Source organism: Nannocystis bainbridge, from assembly GCF_028368995.1.
Lineage (GTDB): Bacteria > Myxococcota_A > Polyangia > Nannocystales > Nannocystaceae > Nannocystis > Nannocystis bainbridge.
In genome coordinates this window covers 3,987,424-4,006,936 of sequence record NZ_JAQNDL010000001.1, presented here as the reverse complement: position 1 = coordinate 4,006,936, position 19,513 = coordinate 3,987,424, and the positions used below count along the sequence as shown (strand labels likewise).

Annotated in this window: 16 protein-coding genes; 11 read left to right on the top strand and 5 right to left on the bottom strand. The window is 70.7% G+C overall.

Annotated features, from left to right (window positions below; genetic code table 11):
* Position 1: 1 nt before the first annotated feature.
* From POL25_RS15620 to POL25_RS15610, 3 genes are all read right to left on the bottom strand, one after another.
* Positions 2-490 (bottom strand): acyl-CoA thioesterase, encoded by a 489-nt coding sequence (locus tag POL25_RS15620; RefSeq protein ID WP_272086813.1) that lies wholly within the window; start codon positions 488-490, stop codon positions 2-4.
* A 300-nt stretch (positions 491-790) separates the two neighbouring features.
* Positions 791-1,852 (bottom strand): hypothetical protein, encoded by a 1,062-nt coding sequence (locus tag POL25_RS15615; RefSeq protein ID WP_272086812.1) that lies wholly within the window; start codon positions 1,850-1,852, stop codon positions 791-793.
* Positions 1,853-1,896: 44 nt separating this feature from the next.
* Positions 1,897-2,766: a DUF4215 domain-containing protein gene (locus POL25_RS15610; protein WP_272086811.1), complete on the bottom strand. Its 870-nt coding sequence runs from the start codon at positions 2,764-2,766 to the stop codon at positions 1,897-1,899.
* Positions 2,767-2,919: 153 nt separating this feature from the next.
* Between POL25_RS15610 and POL25_RS15605 the strand changes: the two genes are divergently transcribed.
* From POL25_RS15605 to POL25_RS15585, 5 genes are all read left to right on the top strand, one after another.
* Entirely contained in the window at positions 2,920-3,957 is a 1,038-nt protein-coding gene (locus POL25_RS15605) for an alpha/beta hydrolase (RefSeq protein WP_272086810.1), read from the top strand.
* 119 nt (positions 3,958-4,076) lie between these two features.
* On the top strand, positions 4,077-5,861 hold the full coding sequence (locus POL25_RS15600; RefSeq protein ID WP_272086809.1) for a DUF8614 domain-containing protein: 1,785 nt from the start codon (positions 4,077-4,079) through the stop codon (positions 5,859-5,861).
* Complete coding sequence (locus POL25_RS15595; RefSeq protein ID WP_308477893.1) at positions 5,858-8,449, top strand: DEAD/DEAH box helicase; 2,592 nt, start codon at positions 5,858-5,860, stop codon at positions 8,447-8,449. Before POL25_RS15600 ends, POL25_RS15595 begins: the two co-directional genes overlap by 4 nt.
* 111 nt (positions 8,450-8,560) lie before the next feature.
* On the top strand, positions 8,561-9,115 hold the full coding sequence (locus tag POL25_RS15590) for a heme NO-binding domain-containing protein (protein WP_272086808.1): 555 nt from the start codon (positions 8,561-8,563) through the stop codon (positions 9,113-9,115).
* Positions 9,116-9,117: 2 nt separating this feature from the next.
* Complete coding sequence (locus POL25_RS15585; RefSeq protein WP_272086807.1) at positions 9,118-10,356, top strand: sensor histidine kinase; 1,239 nt, start codon at positions 9,118-9,120, stop codon at positions 10,354-10,356.
* Here POL25_RS15585 and POL25_RS15580 read toward each other — a convergent pair.
* Positions 10,296-11,804 (bottom strand): SLC13 family permease, encoded by a 1,509-nt coding sequence (locus POL25_RS15580; protein ID WP_272086806.1) that lies wholly within the window; start codon positions 11,802-11,804, stop codon positions 10,296-10,298. The two genes, POL25_RS15585 and POL25_RS15580, sit on opposite strands and share 61 nt — an antisense overlap.
* A 6-nt stretch (positions 11,805-11,810) precedes the next feature.
* On the bottom strand, positions 11,811-13,157 hold the full coding sequence (locus POL25_RS15575) for an MFS transporter (RefSeq protein ID WP_272086805.1): 1,347 nt from the start codon (positions 13,155-13,157) through the stop codon (positions 11,811-11,813).
* Between the two features lie 969 nt (positions 13,158-14,126).
* Between POL25_RS15575 and POL25_RS15570 the strand changes: the two genes are divergently transcribed.
* From POL25_RS15570 to POL25_RS15545, 6 genes are all read left to right on the top strand, one after another.
* A complete protein-coding gene (locus POL25_RS15570; protein WP_272086804.1) occupies positions 14,127-14,531 on the top strand; it encodes a MarR family winged helix-turn-helix transcriptional regulator in 405 nt (134 codons plus the stop codon).
* A 154-nt stretch (positions 14,532-14,685) separates the two neighbouring features.
* A complete protein-coding gene (locus POL25_RS15565; RefSeq protein ID WP_272086803.1) occupies positions 14,686-15,441 on the top strand; it encodes a hypothetical protein in 756 nt (251 codons plus the stop codon).
* Complete coding sequence (locus POL25_RS15560) at positions 15,438-16,511, top strand: hypothetical protein (protein WP_272086802.1); 1,074 nt, start codon at positions 15,438-15,440, stop codon at positions 16,509-16,511. The genes POL25_RS15565 and POL25_RS15560 overlap by 4 nt, the downstream gene beginning before the upstream one ends.
* Positions 16,512-16,631: 120 nt before the next feature.
* Positions 16,632-17,252: an RNA polymerase sigma factor gene (locus tag POL25_RS15555; protein ID WP_272086801.1), complete on the top strand. Its 621-nt coding sequence runs from the start codon at positions 16,632-16,634 to the stop codon at positions 17,250-17,252.
* Positions 17,249-18,265, top strand: a complete 1,017-nt coding sequence (locus tag POL25_RS15550) for a serine/threonine-protein kinase (RefSeq protein ID WP_272086800.1) — start codon at positions 17,249-17,251, stop codon at positions 18,263-18,265. Before POL25_RS15555 ends, POL25_RS15550 begins: the two co-directional genes overlap by 4 nt.
* Entirely contained in the window at positions 18,262-19,455 is a 1,194-nt protein-coding gene (locus POL25_RS15545) for a hypothetical protein (RefSeq protein WP_272086799.1), read from the top strand. The genes POL25_RS15550 and POL25_RS15545 overlap by 4 nt, the downstream gene beginning before the upstream one ends.
* Positions 19,456-19,513 lie beyond the last annotated feature (58 nt).

The following is a 19,513-nucleotide window of genomic DNA, read 5'->3' as shown; positions in this document are numbered from 1 at the left end:
GTCAGTCGTCTCCTTCTGGCTCGGGGGCCAGGTTGGCGAGGGCGGCCCGCAGCGGGCCAGGAAAACGCGCCGGGCGCCCATCGGCGCGGGCGATGCAACAGTGGCAAGTCTCGGCGAAGGCGAGGGTCAACGGCTGCTCCAGGCCCTTGCGATCGCCAGCAGCGACGAGCACCTGGTAGCCGAGGATGAGCCGCGCGTAGCCGATCTCGACGACGCCGACCATGATCGAGAGGATGTCGTCGTAACGCGCCGGCGAGAGGTAGCTGATCTGCAGGTCGGTCAGCGGCAAGGCGAACCCGGCGGCCTCGACGTCGGCGTAGGTCTGCCCGGCGTCCCGCATGTACTCGACCCGCGCCGCCTCGAGGTAGCGCGCGTAGGTGCCGTGGTAAACGACGCCCATCTGGTCGGTGTCGGCGTAGATGACCCGCAACTTGACGCCGAGCCGCAGCTCTCGAGCAGGCGAACGGGTGAGCCGAGGTGTGCGCGCCATGAGGAGCGGCGCGAGGGTAAACCGCGGAAGCTGCGAGCGGGACAGACCGGGACGTGAGTCGGGTCGCGTGGGGGAGGAAAAAATGACGGGCGAGCGGGGCGAGAGCCTCCCAAGCGACGTTCAACGCCGGGGATCCGCGGCGAAGCGAGGGCGAAGCGTCGAGGAGCCGCGGCCGCGGCTGTGCTTGCTCTGCCCGTTGGAGGATTCGGCGGGGCCGCAGACCTCGCGAGGCCCGGTCGGGTGGCTGATTCTCACCGCGACGCAGAGGGGGCGAGCGTCGCGGACCGATGCGGCTCGGGCTCAGCGCTCTTGCTCGAGGACGAAGCCGTCGTCGATGCAGTAGAGGTGGGCGAGCTGCTTGCACTGCGAGGTCTCGAAGCTGGTCCACCAGCGTTCGGCTCGCCAGAGGTCCCAGTCGACGCCTTGCTCGAGGACAAGCGCGTTGAAGCCGCGACGGGCCACCAGCATGATGTCGGCGGCGAGCCAGTTCTCGCAGTGATCATCGATGCTGAAGATCTCGCCGAACGCCGATGTATTGGTCCATACTGGCCGGTTGAACACAGAATCGCCGAGCTCGGTGCGGGCGATTCCCGTGTGCGGGCCATTGCCGACCAGGTCGGCCAAGTCGTCGGCGACGACGACTCCGCCGGGGAGGATGACGGGTACTCCCGGCAGTTCCCACTGGTCGAAGCGAGTCTCTGGAGCCTGAAAATTGTCGCTCAGCCAGGCGCGGTAGGTATGGGCGTGCTCCAAGCCGGCAGCCGCAGCAGCGGCCTGGCACTTCAGGTCGGCGCCAGAGACACCGCCGAGGTTGCCCGAGTACTGCTGGCTGGTGATGAAAAGCAATCGACCAAAGTACCCACAGACGAGGGAGCACGGGGCGAGCTCGTCGTCCGTGACGCCCGTGCCGTTGAGAGCGCCCCGGTCGCAAATCTCATGCTCGGCCTGGAGCAGCCCGTCGCCGCATCGAGGGCCGAAGGCACAATCGAGGCAGCCATCGTAGGAGTCGTCGTTGCCGAGGCCGAAGTCGCACTGCTCGATGCCCTCCTGGACGAGGCCGTCGCCGCACGAGGCGAGCTTGCACTCGAGCGTGCAAGCGCCCGCGTTGGCGTTGGCCTCGCCGAGGTCGCACTGCTCCTCTTCGCCGACGACGCCGTCGCCGCAGATCGAGCCGTCAGGCCCGCTGGTTGCGGTGAGCTCGCCAGTCGAGGCGGAGCCCGTCGTCGGGAGGGTACTGGTGATCGGTGGCTCCGCGGTGGTCTCGGACGTGGAAGACGGCGGCTCGAAGGAGGTCTGCGAACCGCTCCCTCCGTCCGAGGCTGGCATCGAGACCAGCGGGTCGTCGGTGCATGCTGTTGCCATGAATACGGTCGCCAGTCCGACGAGGAAAATTTCGGGTCGCATGTTCATTCACCCTCGATGCAATAGAATCGGGCGTTGAGGCCGATGCAGCGCACGGGATTGAATTGGGGATCGGGTTCCATCGTCCAGCGCTCGTCGGTCTCCGTGACGAAGCCGATGTGGGCTGAGAAGTCGGAGAGCTTCTCCACGGTCCAGTTCTCGCAATGCGTGCCAGGTGCGGCCGTACCGTCGGGTTTGGTGCCGGTGACGACGGCGCCAAAAAGGTCCTGGTTGTCGTGCTCGTCGACGTTGATCGGGGCGTCGATCGAGCCCGAGAAGAACTGCTCGACCGAGGCGACGACGACGACGCCGTCGGTGCGCACGTAGCGGCCGCGGCCCGGGTAGAGGCGGTCGCGCACGTCGTGGTCGGCGTCGGACATCCAGGCGATGAAGGTCTTCCACGAGTCGTCGGCGCGGCCGCTCTGGAGCGCGTATTGCCGGCACAGGCTGTCGGCACCCTCGACGCCGCCCCAGGTGGGGTCGTTGTGAAGCGCGGCCGTGGCGAAGATCCAGCGGTTCTTGGCGCAGGCGTGGCAGCGGTCGCCCGCGACGTCGTTGCCGTCGTCGCACTCCTCGTCGCCGTCGACGACGCCGTCGCCGCACACGGGGTTGCCGTCGTCGGTGGTCATGGTGGTGCTACTCGTATCGGGCTCGGTGCCGGTCGAGGTCGTGCCGGAGTGCGACGCGGCGCCGGTGCCCTCGTCCTCGGTGGTCGTCATGATCGGGCCGCTCGTCGAGCTGCTCTCACCATCGGTGGTGGTCGTCGAGTCGCTGTCGCCCGTGGACGAAGAGGTCATCGGGATGTACTTCAGGCCAGGTGCGACGCAGCCGGTCAGCAGCAGGGCGGCGGGCAGCAGGGCCTGAATGCGCGACATCGCGCAAACGGTCTCATGATCGTCGGAAGCTTGTCAACCGCGGCTCCGGGGCGTGGCGCGGCCGTGCGCGGCCTACGGGCTCGCTGCGCGGACGAGCGCGAGCGGGCGGGCGGAGCCGCGAGCCGAGCGGTGTATGCTCCCGCGCGCAACGACATGCCGATCCACAACTACGCTCAGCCGCGCGGCACCACCGTCCATCTCGAGATCGATTCGCCGGCGCTGGCGGCCAACGTGGTCGGCGATCCGCCGTCGCGGGCGGTCGCGGTGTACTTGCCCGAGGGCTACGAGCGCGGGCACGAGCGCTACCCGATCTTCGTCGATCTGGCGGGGTACAGCAGCTCGGGGCTCAAGCGGCTCGGGTGGACCGGGTTCGGCGAGTCGATGCCGCAGCGGCTCGATCGGCTGATCGCCAGCGGGGCGATGGGGCCGGTGATCGGCGTGTTCCCCGATTGCTTCACGGCGCTCGGTGGCAATCAGTACATCAACTCGAGCGCGCTCGGGCTGTGGGAGGATTTCTTGGCCGAGGACCTGCCGCGGCGGCTCGAGCGGGAGTTCCGGATCGAGCCCGGGCGCGCGGGGCGGGCGCTGTTCGGCCACTCGAGCGGGGGCTACGGGGCGCTGGTCCACGGCATGCGCCGCGCCGACGTGTGGGGGGCGGTCGGCTGTCACGCCGGCGACTGCAACTTCGACCTGGTCTATCGGCCAGATTTCCCCAAGCTGCTGACGGCGCTGCAGCGCCACGGCGGGGTCGAGGGCTTTTTAAAAGCGTTCGCGGCGGCGCCGAAGTGGGGCGGCGGCGATCACCTGCCGCTGATGCTGTTGGCGATGGCGGCCACCTACGACCCCGACCCCTCCGCGTTCATGGGCGTGCGCTTGCCGGTCGACCCGCACACGTGCGAGCTCGACGCCGAGGCGTGGGCCCGCTGGCTGCGCTGGGACCCGCTGCGCATGGTCGAGGCGCCGGAGGTGCAGGCCAACCTGCGGCGGCTGCACGGGCTCTTCATCGACGCCGGCTCGCGCGATCAATACATGGCCCACTTCGGCGCGCGCGCGCTGGTGCGGCGGCTGAGCGCGCTGGGCATCGCGCACACGTACGAGGAGTTCCCCGACGACCATTCGAATACCAGCTACCGCCTCGACGTGTCGCTGCCGTTCCTGTGGCGCGCGCTCGACGGGGCGAAGTCCGAGTAACAGCGACGCCGGCGTACCCGCTGCGCGCACGACGGGCGGCGCGCGTGGCCCGAGAAGTCGCTGACGAGTCGCTGGGGTGCGCTCGACGGGGCGGGGCGCGAAGTGTATCCTGCGGCCCCATGCCGCCTGTCCGCTCGACCATCTTCGTGGCGCTCGCGCTCGCCGCGTGCCAGAACCCCGACGTGAGCAAGAGCGACAGGGCCCCGGCGGAGGAGGCCGAGGACGAGGCGGTGAAGCCGGCCAAGCCGGCGAAGCCGGCGCCGAAGCAGCCGGAGGTGAAGCCGCCGACCCAGGCCGAGCTGCTGCGCGCGAAGATCGATCAGTTCGTGACTTCGCCGCTGACGACCGACGTGTCGGCGCTGCCGCCGGCGGAGAAGGCGGCGCTCGACAAGCTGATCGAGGCGGCGCGGCTGATGGACCCGATCTTCGACCGCCAGGCGTGGGCCGGCAACCCGGCGCTGCGGGCGGAGCTCGAGAAGGACACCAGCGAGCTCGGGGTCATCAAGCTCGACTACTTCACGGTGATGCGCGGGCCGTGGGACCGACAGGCGCACTACGCCCCGTTCGCGACCACGCAGCCGCACCCCGCGGGCGGTGGTTTTTATCCCGAGGACCTCAGCGCCGACGCCTTCAAGAAGTGGGTCGCCGATCACCCGGAGGACAGGGCGGCGTTCGAGAGCCTGACCACGGTGATCGCCCGCGTCGGTGACAAGCTCGAGGCGCGGCCCTACAGCGCCGAGTACGGCGAGTGGTTGGGCCCGGCCGCCAAGGCGCTCGAGGACGCGGCCAAGCTGACGAAGAATCGGTCGCTGACGAAGTTCCTGCGCTCGCGCGCGCAGGCGTTCCGCTCCGACGACTATTATCAGTCGGACAAGGACTGGATGGACCTCGACAGCCTGGTCGAGATCACCATCGGGCCCTACGAGACCTACGAGGACGAGCTGCTCGGGCTCAAGGCCGCGTTCGAGGCCTTCGTCACCGTCAGCGACCCCAAGGCCTCGGCCGAGCTGGCCAAGTACAAGAAGTACCTGCCGGAGATGGAGCAGCACCTGCCGATCCCCGACGACATCAAGACGAAGCGCGGCAGCGAGAGCCCGATCCGCGTGGTCGACCTGGTGTTCTCGGCCGGCGACGCGCGCAAGTCGGTGCAGACGATCGCGTTCAACCTGCCCAACGACGAGCGCGTCCGGGCCGAGAAGGGCGCCAAGAAGGTCCTGCTGCGCAACCTGATCCAGACCAAATTCGAGGCGATCATGCGCCCGATCGGCAACGAGGTGCTGCACGCCGATCACGTCGCGTCGCTGTCGGGCGAGGCGTTCTTCCTGCAGGTGCTGTTCCACGAGCTGTCGCACAGCCTCGGGCCGGCGTTCGTCGGCGGCGACGCGGCCAAGGACAAGGACGGCAAGAAGGCCGCCAAGGTCGACGTCCGGGTCGCGCTCGAGGCCAGCTATTCGCCGCTCGAGGAGGCCAAGGCCGACGTGATGGGCGCTTACAACGTGCTCTACATGATCGAGAAGGGCGAGCTCGCGGCCGAGCTGAAGGACAAGGTGCTGCTGTCGTACTTCGCCGGGCTGTTCCGCAGCGCCCGCTTCGGCGTGGCCGAGGCGCACGGGCGCGGGGCGGCGCTGCAGCTGAACCGCTTCCTCGCGGCCGGGGCCGTGATGCCCGAGAGCTCGAGCGGCAAGTTCAAGGTCGACCTCGCCAAGCTCGAGACGGCGATCTCCGAGCTGGTGCGCGACATCTGCCTGATCCAGCACAGCGGCGACAAGGCGGCGGCCGACAAGCTGCTCGAGGAGTACGGCAAGATCACGCCGCTGCTGCAGGCCGCGCTCGACAAGCTGGGCAACATCCCGGTCGACATCCGCCCCTCTTACCCGCTCGCCGGCGAGATCTTGCCGCAGTGAGCGCGGTCGACGACATCGGCGCCGGGTCCCGCACGCTGCGGGAGTTCGCGGCCAAGCTGATCGAGCACCCCGACAAGAGCACCTCGTCGGACGCGATCCTCGAGTGCTTCCTCGATTGGGTCACCGAGACGGGGCTCGAGCTGTACCCGGCGCAGGAGGAGGCGATCCTCGAGATCCTCGGCGGCAAGCACGTGGTGCTCAACACGCCGACCGGCTCGGGCAAGTCGCTGGTGGCGACGGCGATGCACCTGGCGGCGGTGGCCCGCCGGCGCCGGAGCGTGTACACGAGCCCGATCAAGGCGCTGGTCAGCGAGAAGTTCTTCGCCCTGTGCCGCGACTTCGGGCCCGACCGCGTCGGCATGATGACCGGCGACGCGAGCGTCAACCGCGACGCGCCGATCCTGTGCTGCACCGCGGAGATCCTCGCCAACATGGCGCTGCGCGACGGGCGGGCGGCGCCGGTCGACGACGCGGTGCTCGACGAGTTCCACTACTACGGCGACCGCGACCGCGGGATGGCGTGGCAGATCCCGCTGCTGTCGCTGCCGTACACGACCTTCCTTTTGATGTCGGCGACGCTCGGCGACACGACCAAGGTCGAGGAGGGGCTCAAGCGGCTGACGAAGCAGGACGTCGCGGTGGTCCGCTCGGCGGTCCGGCCGGTGCCGCTCGACTTCGAGTACCGCGAGACGCCGCTGCACGAGACGATCGGCTACCTGCTCGACCGCGGGCGCGCGCCGATCTACATCGTCAGCTTCACCCAGCGCGAGGCCGCCGAGGAGGCGCAGAACCTGATGAGCACGAACCTGTGCTCGCGCGAGGAGAAGGCGGCGATCGCCGAGGCGATGGCGGGGTTCCGCTTCGACACGCCGTACGGCAAGGAGATCCAGGGCTACCTCAAGCACGGCGTCGGGGTCCACCACGCGGGGCTGCTGCCGAAGTACCGCCTGCTGGTCGAGAAGCTGGCGCAGCAGGGCAAGCTGCGGGTGATCTGCGGCACCGATACGCTCGGGGTCGGGGTCAACATCCCGATCCGCACGGTGCTGTTCACCAAGCTCTGCAAGTACGACGGCGAGCAGACGCGGATCCTCGGGGCCCGCGACTTCAAGCAGATCGCCGGGCGGGCCGGGCGCAAGGGCTTCGACGACCAGGGCTTCGTGGTCTGTCAGGCGCCGGAGCACGTGATCGAGAACAAGAAGCTCGAGGCCAAGGCGGCGGCCGACACGAAGAAGAAGAAGTTCGTGCGCAGGCAGCCGCCCGAGCGGGGATATGTCCCCTGGGACAAGTCGACCTTCGAGAAGCTCATCGACCGCGAACCGGAGCCGCTGCAGTCGCGGTTCGTGGTGTCGTTCGGGATGATCTTGAGCCTGATCCAGTCGCCGGCCAACACCAACGCGTGGGGCGGCGGCTACCGCCGGCTGATCGAGCTGATCGCGGCGGCGCACGACGAGGGGCGGGCCAAGACCCGCCACCGGCGCGAGGCGGCGACGCTGTTCCGGGCGCTGCGCAAGGCGGGCATCGTCAAGCTGGTGCCGCTCGACGCGCGCAAGGACGGCGGCGGCGGCCGGGCAGTCCGGCTCGACGAGCACCTGCAGAAGGACTTCTCGCTCCACCACACGCTGTCGCTGTACCTGCTCGACACGCTCGGCCGCGTGCCGCTGGACTCGCCGACCTACGCGCTCGACGTGGTGTCGCTGGTCGAGTCGCTGCTCGAGAACCCGCAGGTGGTGCTGCAGGCGCAGGAGCACCGCGCCCGCTCGGAGAAGATCGGCGAGCTCAAGGCGGCCGGCGTCGAGTACGAGGAGCGCATGGCCGAGCTCGAGAAGGTGTCGTACCCGAAGCCGCTGGCCGACTTCATCTACGACACCTTCAACGAGTTCACCGCGATCCACCCGTGGGTCGGGCAAGAGAACATCCGCCCGAAGTCGGTGGTCCGCGACATGGTCGAGCGCTACGTCGCGTTCAACGACTACGTCAAGGAGTACGGGCTGCAGCGCAGCGAGGGCGTGCTGCTGCGCTACTTGATGCAGGCCTACAAGCTGCTGGTGCAGACGGTGCCCGACGCGGCCAAGACCGACGAGGTGCACGACGTGATCGGCTTCTTGCGGGCGATGTTCGAGTACGTCGACACCAGCCTCTTGCAAGAGTGGGAGCGCATGCTGCACCCGCCGGCGGTCGAGGGCGAAGCCGCGCCCGTCGGGCCGCGCGATCTGTCGGCCGATCCCAAGGCGTTCGCGGCGCGCGTGCGCGCGGAGATGCACGCGCTGGTCCGCGCGCTCGCCGAACGCGACTACGAGGTCGCGGCGGTCGGCACGCGCGCCGACCCCGACGACCCCTGGACCCCGCAGCGCTTCGCCCAGGCGATGGCGGACTACTACGCCGAGTACCCGACGCTGCGCTTCGACCACGGGGCCCGGTTCCCCAAGTACACCCGCATCGAGGCGGTCGCCGACCAGCGCTGGCGGGTCACGCAGGTGCTCGTCGACCCCGAAGAGGAGAACCTGTGGCACATCGAGGGCGAGGTCGACCTGCGGGGCGAAGGGTTCCCCGAGGGTCCTTTGGTGACGGTCCGCGCGATCGCGGTGTGAGTCCCGGCGCGACATTCGCTCCGTGTCACCCCGCCCGTCCCCGCGTTGCCCCGGGGCCCGTGTTTGACCGACACTCGAGCGGGGCGCCGGTGCGTCCGCGGAGGCGACAGGATGTACGGTCTCGTCAACAAGGCGGTCGAGGATCTGGTGTGCTCGCACTACGGCGAGCTGACGTGGGCGCAGATCCAGGCGCGCGCCGGGGTGCAGGCGCCGGGCTTCGTGGCGATGGAGTCCTACCCCGACGAGGTCACGTACAAGCTGGTCGCCGCGGCCAGCGAGGTGCTCGGGGCGCCGACGGCGGTGCTGCTCGAGGCGGTCGGCGAGCACTGGATCCTCTTCACCGCGCGCCACGGTTATGGTGAGCTGCTGCCGATGTTCGGCGCGACGCTGCGCGAATTCGTGACCAACCTCGACAACATGCACGCGCGCGTCGGCCTGACGTTCGCCAAGCTGCGGCCGCCGAGCTTCGTGGTCCGCGACGCCGGGCCGCAGGTGCTCTTGCTCGAGTATCACTCGAGCCGCGAGGGCCTGGCGCCGATGGTGATCGGGCTGCTGAAGGGCCTGGCGCGCACCTTCGCCGAGGAGATCGCGGTCGAGCACGTGCACGGCCGCGAACGCGGCGGCTTCGACCTGTTCCGTCTCGAACTCCAACCGGCGGCGGCCTGACCATGCTGTTGCTTCTGCGCGAGCAATGTGAGCGGCTGTTCCCGTTCTCGATCCACCTCGACGAGGAGATGCGGATCCTCGACCTCGGGCGCTCGCTGCGGCGAGTGATGGCGGCGGACGTGACGGGGCGGCCGTTCGACGAGTGGTTCGTGATCGACCGCCCGGTCCTGGACGAGCTGTCGCTGAAGGCGCTGCTGGCCCGCCGCGACTCGGTGGTGCTGCTGCAGGTCCGCGACCTCGAGCTGCGCCTGCGCGGAGAGATCGTCGAGGTCGACGGCGGGGCGCTGTTCGTCGGCACGCCGTGGCTGACCGAGCTGGGGCAGGTCGCGGCGTCCGGGCTGATGCTGCGGGACTTCGCGCTGCACGACCCGACCACCGAGATGCTGGTGGTGATGAAGACGATGCAGACGGCGATCCAGGACGCCAACATGCTGGCCGATCGGCTGCGCCGGCAGGCGGCCCAGCTGCAGGCGGCGGAGCTGCTGGCGGAGCACCTGACGGCCGCCAAGAGCTCGTTCATCGCCAACCTGAGCCTCGAGCTGCGCACGCCGCTGAACGCGATCTTCGGCTACAGCGAGCTGATGCTCGACGAGCTGGGCGAGGCGACGCCGGACGAGATGCGCGACGATCTCCAGCGGATCCAGCTGGCCGGCCAGCAGCTGCTGCGGCTGGTCGCCGACGTGCTCGACCTGTCGCGCATCGAGGCCCAGCGGGTCGAGCTGCGCGAGGACGTGTTCTCGCTGGCGAGCCTGCTGCGCACGCTGCAGGCGACGGTGCTGCCGCAGCTGCGCCGGGGCGTGGCGCTGGTCTGGCCCGAAGACCAGGACGCGGCGCTGTTCGGCGACCAGGAGCGGGTGCGCCAGGTGCTGCAGGGCTTGCTCAGCAACGCCTGCAAGTTCACCGAGCTCGGCGAGGTCGGCCTGGCGGTGCGGATCGCCGACGACGGTCAGGCCGAATTCGTGGTCCACGACACCGGCATCGGCATCAAGCCCGAGCAGCAGGGCCGCCTGTTCGAGGCGTTCTACCAGGCCGACAGCTCGCTGCGGAAGCGCTTCGGCGGCTCGGGCCTGGGCCTGGCGCTGGCCCGCGGCTTCGTCGTGGCGATGGGCGGGACGATCACCGTCGAGAGCGAGCACGAGATGGGCTCGCGCTTCACGGTGCGAGTGCCGCTCGGCCGCTCTCAGAGCCCGAGGCCGAGAGCCGGCAGCAAGAGCGCCCCGCACGCGATCAGCACCAAGTAACCCAGCAGGTCGAGCACGATCCCGAAGCGGATCATCGACTGGATGCGGATGAGACCCGTGCCGTAGGCGATGGCGTTCGGCGGGGTCGAGACCGGCAGGGTGAAGGCGAAGCTGGCGGCCATGGTGACGCACAGGGTGGTCGGCAGCGGGTCGATGCCGGCCGCCTGGGCGATGGCGATCAGCACCGGGACCATCATGCTGGTGGTGGCGACGTTGCTTGTGACCTCGGTCAGCCACAGCACGAGGAAGGTGGCGGTCGCGAGCAGGCCGAACGGCGAGCTGGCGAGCGGACCGGCGATGGCCAGGAAGCCGCGCGCGAGCGCCTCGGCGAGGCCGGTGTCGAACATCATCGCGCCGAGCGAGAAGCCGCCGCCGAGCAGGTAGAGCGTCGACCAGTCGAGCTTCATCGCCTTGTCCCACGGCAGCACCGGGACGCCCGCCTGGCGGCCGCCGGGGACGATGCACAGCAGCACGCCGGCGAGGGTGGCGACGACGCCCTCCTGCAGGCAGCGGTCGGCCCACTGCGCGGCCGGGTGGGCGGCGCCGAGAGTGACCTTGAGGATCGACGGCAGCAGCCAGCCGAGCACCGCCAGCAGGAACACGCCGGCGGCCCGCCGCTCGCCCGCCGACAGCGGCCCGAGCGCGCGCAGCTGCTCGCGGACCTCGACGGTGAGTCCGTCGAGCCGATCGACCGGCGAGGGGAAGCGGCGGTGGGCGTAGACGAGGGCGATCGCCAGAGTGACGAGGCCGGTCGGCAAGCCGAAGCTGATCCACTGGAAGAAATCGAGCTGGATGCCGGCCTGCCGCTCGAGGAAATCGAGGGCGATGACGTTGGGCGCCGTGCCGATCGGGGTGGCGATGCCGCCGATCGAGCAAGCATAGGTGAGGGTCAGCAGCATGCCCTCGGCGTAGCGGTCGAACTTGGGCTGGTCTTCGGGGCGGGCGACGCCGCGGATCGCCGCGCACAGGCCGAGCGCGACGGGGATCAACATCGCAGTGGTCGCGGTGTTGGAGATCCACATCGAGCAGGCGAACGCGCCGAGGCCGACGGCCGTGCGCGCCCGCGCGGGCGAGCCGCGGACCCAGTCGCGCGCGAGCAGCCACAGCGCGGCCCGGCGGTCGAGCCCCTGCTCGCTGAGTCCGAGCGCGAGCATGAAGCCGCCGAGGAACAGGAAGATCAGCGGGCTGGCGAACGGGGCGAACGCCTTGGCCGCGGGGGTGACGTCCATCGCCACCGCCAGCGCCGGGGCGATCAGCGCGGCGGCGCCGAGCGGCACGGCCTCGCACACCCACAGGACCACGGTGGCGGCGAAGATCGCGGCCAGGCGGTGGGCCGGCGCGGGCAGGCCGGTGGGGGCGACGAGGATGATGAAGAAGACCAGCGGCGCGAGCACGCGGCCGACCCGCTGACGGGCGACGTCAAAGGCGCTACGAGCGACGCGATCCATGCGGGTTCAACGATCTTGGCGGAGGAACGGGATCAGCACCAGGCAGGGGATGCAGGCGACGGCGGCGATCGAGAAGTAGACGATGGGGCCGTGGGCCTCGTAGAGGAAGCCGCTGTAGGTGCCCGAGATGGTCTGCGCGAGCGAATAGATGGCAGTCGCGAACGCGAAGTGAGCCGCCTTGTGATCGGGGTGGCAGCGGCTCATGATGAAGATCGTCTGGGCAGCGGTGGCGAGGCCGCCGCACAGCTGCTCGATGACGAGGATGGTGCCGACGTGCCACAGCGGCGGCGACAGCGTGTGCGCGAGGCTCAGCGGGGCGCCGAAGCCGAGCATGACGTCGGCGGGCAGGCGCGGGGCGGCGAGCAGCAGGTAGAGCGGCAAGGTGCCGGCCATGATCAGGGCGATCGGCAGCAGCGCGCGCCGCAGGCCGACGCGCGCGACCCATAGCCCGCCGAGCATGGCGCCGGCGATGCTGGCGGCGGTGCCGAAGCCGTTGAGGACGCCGCGGTCGGGGGTGCTGATGCCGAGCTCGCGGAACAGCACCTTCGACATGCCGAACATCAGCGCGTCGCCCAGCTTGAAGCTGAGGAGGAACAGCAGGACGACGAGGGCCCGCGGCTGCAGCAGGAAGCTGAAGTAGGCGCCGCGCACGTGGGCGAGGCGGGCCCGCCAGTCGGCCGCCTTGTCGCCGCTGGAGGCCGAGACCGGGCGCACGGCGCCGATCTGCGGCAACCACACGCGGTGAGCCACGGCGAGCCCGACCATGAGCACGGCGCCGACGCCGAAGCCGGCCAGCCAGTGGACGCGACCGCCGAGGAACACCAGGCCGGACGAGCCGACGAGCATCGCCACGCGGAAGGCGGCCACGCGAATGCCGGTGTAGCGGGCCTGGTCGGCGCGGCCGAGCGCGGTCATGTAGTAGCCGTCGCAGGCGATGTCGTGGGTGGCGCTGAACAGGCCGATGACGATCAGCACCACCCAGATGGCGGCGGTGCCGGAACCTGTCCCCGAGGCCATGTTGTGGGCGAACACGGCGAGCACGGCCATCAGCACGCCGAGGCCGAACTGGGTGGCGACGATCCACTGGCGCAGGGTGCCGATCAGGTCGACGATCGGGCTCCACACGAACTTGAGGCTCGAGGTGAAGTGCAGCGCCGAGGTGAAGCCGACCTCGCGCGCGGGCAGGCCGGCGGCGGTGAAGAACTCGGCCGCGACCTGGTGGAGGATCGACCACGGCAAGCCCTCGCCGAAGTAGGTCGAGGCGGTCCACGCGACGGTGCCGCCGCGCCGCGTCGAAGGCTCCGACCCGGAGGGCCCCGAAGACGGGTCGGGCGGTGCGGCGGCGGTGCTCAAGCGGCTGGCCCGGTCATACCGGCAGGCGCGCCAGCGTCCAAGTTTCCGGGCAGGCGACCGCGGTCGCGGGAGGCCCAGTGTCGTTGCCGGGGGCGTCTCGGTGAGGCGGCCCCGCCAGGGGCTTGTTGCCGAGTCCGGCAAGCGCGTGGGCCGGGGCTGACCTTGCGGCAGGTCGGCGGCGGGCTGTCTGCGGCCGGCATTGCCGATCGCGGCCGAACGCCGTCAACCAAAACCGGCGGCGATCGCGGATGCCGGGGGCGCCAGCGAGGCGACGACCGGGCTGAGCAGGGCGATGGGACCGGCGAACATCGAGCACCCGGCGCGACGGCGAGGATCTCGATCGTCGCGCAGCACCGACCGTCTCGGAGACGGCGCACCCGCTCGAGCATACGCAGGCGCGCCTGTTCTTCGGGACAGGTCGTCAAGTTACGCGATCGGTCCGGCGAGCGCGCCGCCCGGAGACGTCGACGAGCGACCGGTCGCGCCGACTCACGATTCCCCGGCGCGCACGGAGGTGTCGAAGTCGGCGATCGACGCGCGTCGTCGTCTCGGTGCTCCGCGTTTATTCCGCTCGCGCTCTCTTTTTTGGAGAGGAACAGACGGGTGAGGTCGTGGGCGCGTCCTCGTTTTCGCCGCGCCGGATGTCGAACGCGCGCGGAGAGATCGGTGCGCACAATGTCGACCCTCGGAGTCATCGCACGCGCGCCGCGAACGAGCCGTCGACGCGCCTGCGGAGGTCGCTCGAGCGGCGGTCGGCGCGAGCAGCCAAGTGCCTGTCTGCGGCCAAAGGCGCGAGCCCGCGCCCTCGTTCTGTCCCTCGGGACATGTAGCGATGTCGCGCCTCCGCTCGCGAACGACCGTTCGCGCTCGATATGCGCCGGTTGACCCGCGATTCCTCTCCTATACAATGTCGCGGCGATGGGTGGCCGGCGGGCGACGAAGCAGGTGAGTGATATTGCGGCGCGCATCATGGATGAGTGCACGGCGTATCGCTTGCGCATCATCAACCGCGCGATCAGCAAGCTCTACGACGACGCGCTGCGACCCTTCGAGCTGCGCATCGCCCAGCTCAACACGCTGGTCGTGGTGATGCAGACGCAGGGGTTGACGCCGAACGAGCTGTCGGTGCGCATGCACATGGACGCTTCGACGGTCAGCCGCAACGTCGAGCGCATGTGCAACAGCGGCTGGCTCAAGCTGGCCGACATCGACGACGCGCGCTCGCACGAGATCCAGATCACCGAGAAGGGCATGAAGCTCATCGCCGACGTCGCGCCGGCGTGGGAGGCGGCCCAGCGCGACGCCGAAGAGCTGCTCGGCGTGTCGATCGGCAAGGCGATCGCCCGCGGGGCCGATCGCCTGGCCGGCGACTGACGCCCGCCCGCCGCTTCGCGGCCCTCGTCGGGTCTGCGTGACCTGCGCGAATTGTGGCTGGGGTGCCCAGGACCCGCCCGGGCCGCTCGCTGCAGGTCCGATCGCGGGTGGGTTGTAAGTCTCGCGCGAGTTCTGCATTCTGGGGGTCCTTTCGGTGACTACGGCCGTCCTCCTGCTCGCCCTGGTTCAGGCGCCCGCCCCCGCGCCCTCGGGTCCTGCCCCCGAGCACGGGCCGTTTTTCGCGCCCGTGGCCGCGAGCGAGTCGAACTTCGCCAGCGGGCCGCCGCCGGCCGCACCGCCGCGCTTCTCCGTCGGCCAGGGCGCGTTCTGCTTCGTCGAGGACTCGCAGTGTCGCTCGGCCCTGATCGCCAGCGTCGATGTCGGCGTCGGCATCAACGGCATCGCCGGTGACCGCGGCGTCGACCTGCCATACGCCCACTACAACTTCCGCGGCGGCTTCACGGTGCGCCCGGTGATGCTGGCGCGCAAGCGCTGGAACCCGTGGTCGGTCGGGCTGATCGCCAGCTGGTCGCGCGGCACCGGCGTGATGGCCAACACCGGCTCCATCGTCGACGCGCCCGACGAGGTGCTGCAGACGACCCCGCACACGTCCTCGTATCGCTTCGGTCTCGTCAATCAGCTGTGGCTGAGCCAGAAGCGCAACGCCTTCCACATCGACCTGACCGTCGGCGTGGTCCGCTCGTCGGTGCTCACGTACGCCGGCTGGTACAACGGCACGCACCTCGAGGTCGCGGCCGGCTGGGGCGGCTGGGGCGGGCTGTTCGTCAGCGGTGATTTCCTCGACGGCGACACCCGCGTGATCACGGGCTTCCGCGCCCACGCCATCCCCGCGTTGCCGGCGATCGGCCTCGTCTTGCTCGGCCTGCTGGCCGGAGGAGCGATGCAATGAGCGCGCTCCTACCTGCCTTTTGGGCCATCTCGCTGACGCTCGCGCAGCCGCCGGTGCAGACGCCGACGAGCGCGCCGCCGCCGGTGCAGACGCCGAGCTCGACGAGCACGACGACGACCACGACCTCGACCGGCACGACGACGACGACCACGAGCGCCACCGCGACGGCGACGACGCCGGCCGGGACTGAGACGAGCGCGCCGCCGGTGCAGGCGCCGAAGGCCTTGCCGGCCTGGGACCCGGCCGCGACCGGGGCCGTGCCCGCGGCGCCGATCGAGCCGCCGGTGCCGGTGCCGGTGGCCGAGACCGCGGCACCGCCGGCCGACGCCGCCACGCCCGCGCCGGCAGAGCAGCAGGGCCCGCCGTTCTACAGCACGACCGACATGCAGCAGCTGCGCGCGCGTCACGGGCTCGAGGCGAGCCCGCCGGCCAGCGAACGGCGGTCGCGCTGGCGCTGCCTGATCGCCGACCCGACCTGCGGCCTGGTGGTCGAGGTGCAGGCGACCTCGGGCTACGCCTACCGCGTGCGCCAGGGCGACGTGACCTCGCCGGGCGACCTTTACCGGTGGAGCTCGGCCCGCGTGCAATACGACGTGTGGGTCAGCATCCCGACGCTGGTCGAGTCGCGCGGGTCGTTCAAGTACACCCGCGTGTCGCTCGGCCCCAAGGGCGGCATCATCGCCAGCGACAGCAAAGATGTGTGGGGCAACGTCGGCTTCGCCGGCCGCTACTGGTTCAAGCGGACCCGCTGGTCGCCGACGATCGAGTTCTCGAGCGGCCTGGCGTTCAAGGTCGCCGGCATCCAGAAGCCCGACGGGCGGTTCGACAACGTGCGCAGCCCGATCGGCTTCGTCGCCGACGTCGGCATCGGCCTCGGCGGCTTCGGGGCGATCGTGCTCGGCGGCCAGTTCGACAGCCCGCTGGCGCGCGAGGACGTGCCCGAGCGCGCGCGCACGCCGGCGGCGGGGATGTTCTACATCGGCTTCCGCGGCAACATCCTGTGGGGCGCGCCGGCGGCGATCGGCGTGGCCACCCACGCGGCCGCGCTGCGCGGCGTCAACGCTCCCTGAGCGCGCGTATGCGGCCCGCAGGGGGTCCGCATCGGTGTTTTTGCGATTGGTTGTAATCTGGGGGCCGCTCGCGCGGCTCACCGGTCCGAGCGCATGACCCCTGGCAGTCACCTCCGGCCGGTGCCCTCTCTCCCGGGCCCGACCTCGCCCGCCGCCCCGCCGCAGCGGGCGAGCACCGAACAATTGGTCCAGCGGGCCAAGGCCGGGGAGATGAGCGCGTGGTCGCGGCTCTACCAGGACCACTACGAGCGGGTCTATCGCCACGTCCGCGCGCTGACCGGCGACGCCGGCCTGAGCGAAGAATTGGTGCAGGAGACGTTCGTCCAGGCGCTGCTGAAGATCGCCGCGTTCGACGGTCGCTCGCAGCTGTCGACCTGGCTGCACGGCGTGGCGATCAACGTGGTGCGCAATCACTGGCGATCGCAGCGCAGCACCGCCAAGGCGCACGCGCGGCTCGAGGTGATGCACTCGCTCGGCGCCGGCGTGCAGCCGCTCGACGGGGCGCTCCACCAGCGCCAGCGCGTGCGGGCGCTCTACGCTGCGCTCGAGGGCTTGCCGGACCACCTGCGCGTCGCCTTCGTGCTGCGCGACCTCGAGGGCCTGAGCCCCGAGGAGGCCGCGGAGCAGCTTGCGATCTCGCCTGGCAACCTGGCCGTGCGGGCCAGCCGGGCGCGTCAGCGGATCCGCAAACAATTGGTGGAGTGGGGCGTGCTCCCGCCGCAGGAGGAGGAGCCGACGTGAAGGACCTCGATGTCCTCGTCGAAGCGGCGGCCGACGACCTGGCCCGGGCGATGCGTCGCGAGCTCGCGCCCGACTTCGCCGCGGTGGTCGCCGAGGCCCACGCGCGCGACCCGAGGCGGGTGCCGGCCGGCGCGCTGGTCGAGGTGCGCGCGCTGGCCCCGGTGGCGCAGCTGCGCGGCGATCCGAGCGGGCGGGTGCCGGCGCGCGAGCAGGCCGAATTCGCGGCGCTGCTGGTAGCGGCGCGAGCGGAGATCGACGCCGATTGTGCGGCCGTGCGCGCAGCCGGGCCGCCGCCAGTACCTGTCCCGAAGGCCAGGCGAGCGGCGACGCGGCCGTGGATGTGGTTGGCGGCGGCGGCGGCGGTGGCGGGCCTGGCGTTCGGTGCTCGCCCGCTGCTGACCCGCGGGCAGGGCGGGCCCGACACGGCCCTGCAGGCGCCGTTTCACGACCAGGCGTCGCCGCCCCGCCACGAGGTCGCGCCCGCGCCGAAGAGCGTCGAGCGGGTGCGGCCGGCGAGCGCGCCGGAGCCCGAGGCGCCCGTCGAGGTCGCGCCGGCCGTCGAGCATGACCCGAAGACCATGGTTGAAGAGACAGGTCCAAAGGGCCAGCCCGAAAAGGCGGCCGCGCGAGCGCGGGGCGAGTCGCGGGCGGACCGGCTGCGGCGGCTCGACGCCGAGGCCGAGGCGAGCTGGGAGGCGGGCGACCTCGCCGGGGCCGAGGCGCTGTACCGGGAGATCGCCGCGCTCGCGCCGGGCTCGCGCGCGGCCGACCTGGCCTACGGCGATCTGTTCTCGCTCGCGCGCCAGCGCCACGGCGGCGACGAGGAGGTCGCGCTGTGGCGCAGTTACTTGCGCCAATTCCCGCGCGGGCGCTACGCCGACGACGCGCGCGCGGGCCTGTGCCGCCGGGCCGAGGAGGGCCAACGCGCGGCCTGCTGGCGCGATTACGCGGCCGACTTTCCGAACGGCGTGCATCGCCACCAGGCGGCCCGCGTGCTCGAGGGCGAGCCATGAGGATGAGGCTCTGTGCGCTGCGGGTGATCCTCGCAGGATGGGCGCTCGCGGGCTGTCGACCGGTGACTTACGAGTTCGTCGACAGCGCCAGCGCCACCGAGGCCGTCTCGGAGACCATGTCCTCGGGGACAGATACGGCGCTCTCCGAGCCGCCGCCGGCGCCGGTCGAGCCGTGCTTCGACGGAATCATCAACGGGGCCGAGACCGACCTCGACTGCGGCGGGCCGGTGTGTCCGCCGTGCGGGCCGGGGCAGCAGTGCTCCGGGCCGTGGGACTGCGCCGGCGGGCTGTGCGAGGCCGGGCTGTGCCGACCGCCGCTGCAGTGCCGGGTCGCCGAGGATTGTCCGGACGAGCCGTGTCGCCAGCCGCAGTGCGACGGCGGGCAGTGCTCTTACGTCGAGCTCGAGGGCATCAAGTGCGACGACGGCGACCTCTGCACCGAGGCCAACGTATGCATCGCCGGCGCATGCACCGGGGTGCCGCGCGATTGCAGCGGGCACGGCGGCGCGTGCCAGCAGGGCTTCTGCAACCCGGCCTCCGGCAACTGTGCGATCGAGCTGCTCGAGGACGGCGCGCCGTGCGACGACGGGCTCGGCTGCACCTTCGATGATTTTTGCGCCGGGGGTCAGTGCTTCGGCAAGCCGGGGCTGCCGATCCTGTTCGCCGATTTCACCGATCCCGGGACGTGGCTGACCGATCCGCCGTGGATGATCGGCCCGGCGAAGCCCTCCGCGTGCGCCTTCAACGGGCTCGAGGATCCGGCCGAGGATCACAGCCCCGGCGACGACAACATGCTCGCGGGCGCCGCGATCGGCGGGTGCTTGCCGGACGAGCCGTTGCCGATGGACGCCTGCCTCACCAGCCCGCCGATCGAGCTGCAGGAGGGGCCGGAGCCGCTCCTGCTGCACTACTGGAGTCAGATCTCGCTCGTGCCGCTGCCGCCGCGGCTGCCAGCGAGCGCGCGCGTCGATGTGTGGACCGGCAAGGAATGGTTGGCGGTGTTCGAGAGCAAGAACGAGCCGTTCGAGGATCCCGAGTGGACGCCGCACGCGATCGACATCACGCCCTTTCGCAACCCCGGGCTGATGGTTCGTTTTTGTCATCACCACCCGGAGCCGGGGCTGCCGCCGATCGCGGGCTGGAGCGTGGACGACGTGTTCATCGGCCCGCCCGATTGTCAGCCGCCGTGAATCACAATTCGTGAGGGTCGGCTGTAATCGCGGCCCGGGCCGGGCCACTCACCGTGCG

Excerpts from the sequence above, each read along its gene's own strand:
- POL25_RS15560 (WP_272086802.1), top strand. The coding sequence starts at position 15,438 with ATGAGCGCGCTCCTACCTGCCTTTTGGGCCATCTCGCTGACGCTCGCG.
- POL25_RS15580 (WP_272086806.1), bottom strand. The coding sequence starts at position 11,804 with ATGGATCGCGTCGCTCGTAGCGCCTTTGACGTCGCCCGTCAGCGGGTC.
- POL25_RS15615 (WP_272086812.1), bottom strand. The coding sequence starts at position 1,852 with ATGGCAACAGCATGCACCGACGACCCGCTGGTCTCGATGCCAGCCTCG.
- POL25_RS15590 (WP_272086808.1), top strand. The coding sequence starts at position 8,561 with ATGTACGGTCTCGTCAACAAGGCGGTCGAGGATCTGGTGTGCTCGCAC.
- POL25_RS15570 (WP_272086804.1), top strand. The coding sequence starts at position 14,127 with ATGGATGAGTGCACGGCGTATCGCTTGCGCATCATCAACCGCGCGATC.
- POL25_RS15620 (WP_272086813.1), bottom strand. The coding sequence starts at position 490 with ATGGCGCGCACACCTCGGCTCACCCGTTCGCCTGCTCGAGAGCTGCGG.
- POL25_RS15605 (WP_272086810.1), top strand. The coding sequence starts at position 2,920 with ATGCCGATCCACAACTACGCTCAGCCGCGCGGCACCACCGTCCATCTC.
- POL25_RS15585 (WP_272086807.1), top strand. The coding sequence starts at position 9,118 with ATGCTGTTGCTTCTGCGCGAGCAATGTGAGCGGCTGTTCCCGTTCTCG.
- POL25_RS15610 (WP_272086811.1), bottom strand. The coding sequence starts at position 2,766 with ATGTCGCGCATTCAGGCCCTGCTGCCCGCCGCCCTGCTGCTGACCGGC.
- POL25_RS15545 (WP_272086799.1), top strand. The coding sequence starts at position 18,262 with ATGAGGATGAGGCTCTGTGCGCTGCGGGTGATCCTCGCAGGATGGGCG.
- POL25_RS15600 (WP_272086809.1), top strand. The coding sequence starts at position 4,077 with ATGCCGCCTGTCCGCTCGACCATCTTCGTGGCGCTCGCGCTCGCCGCG.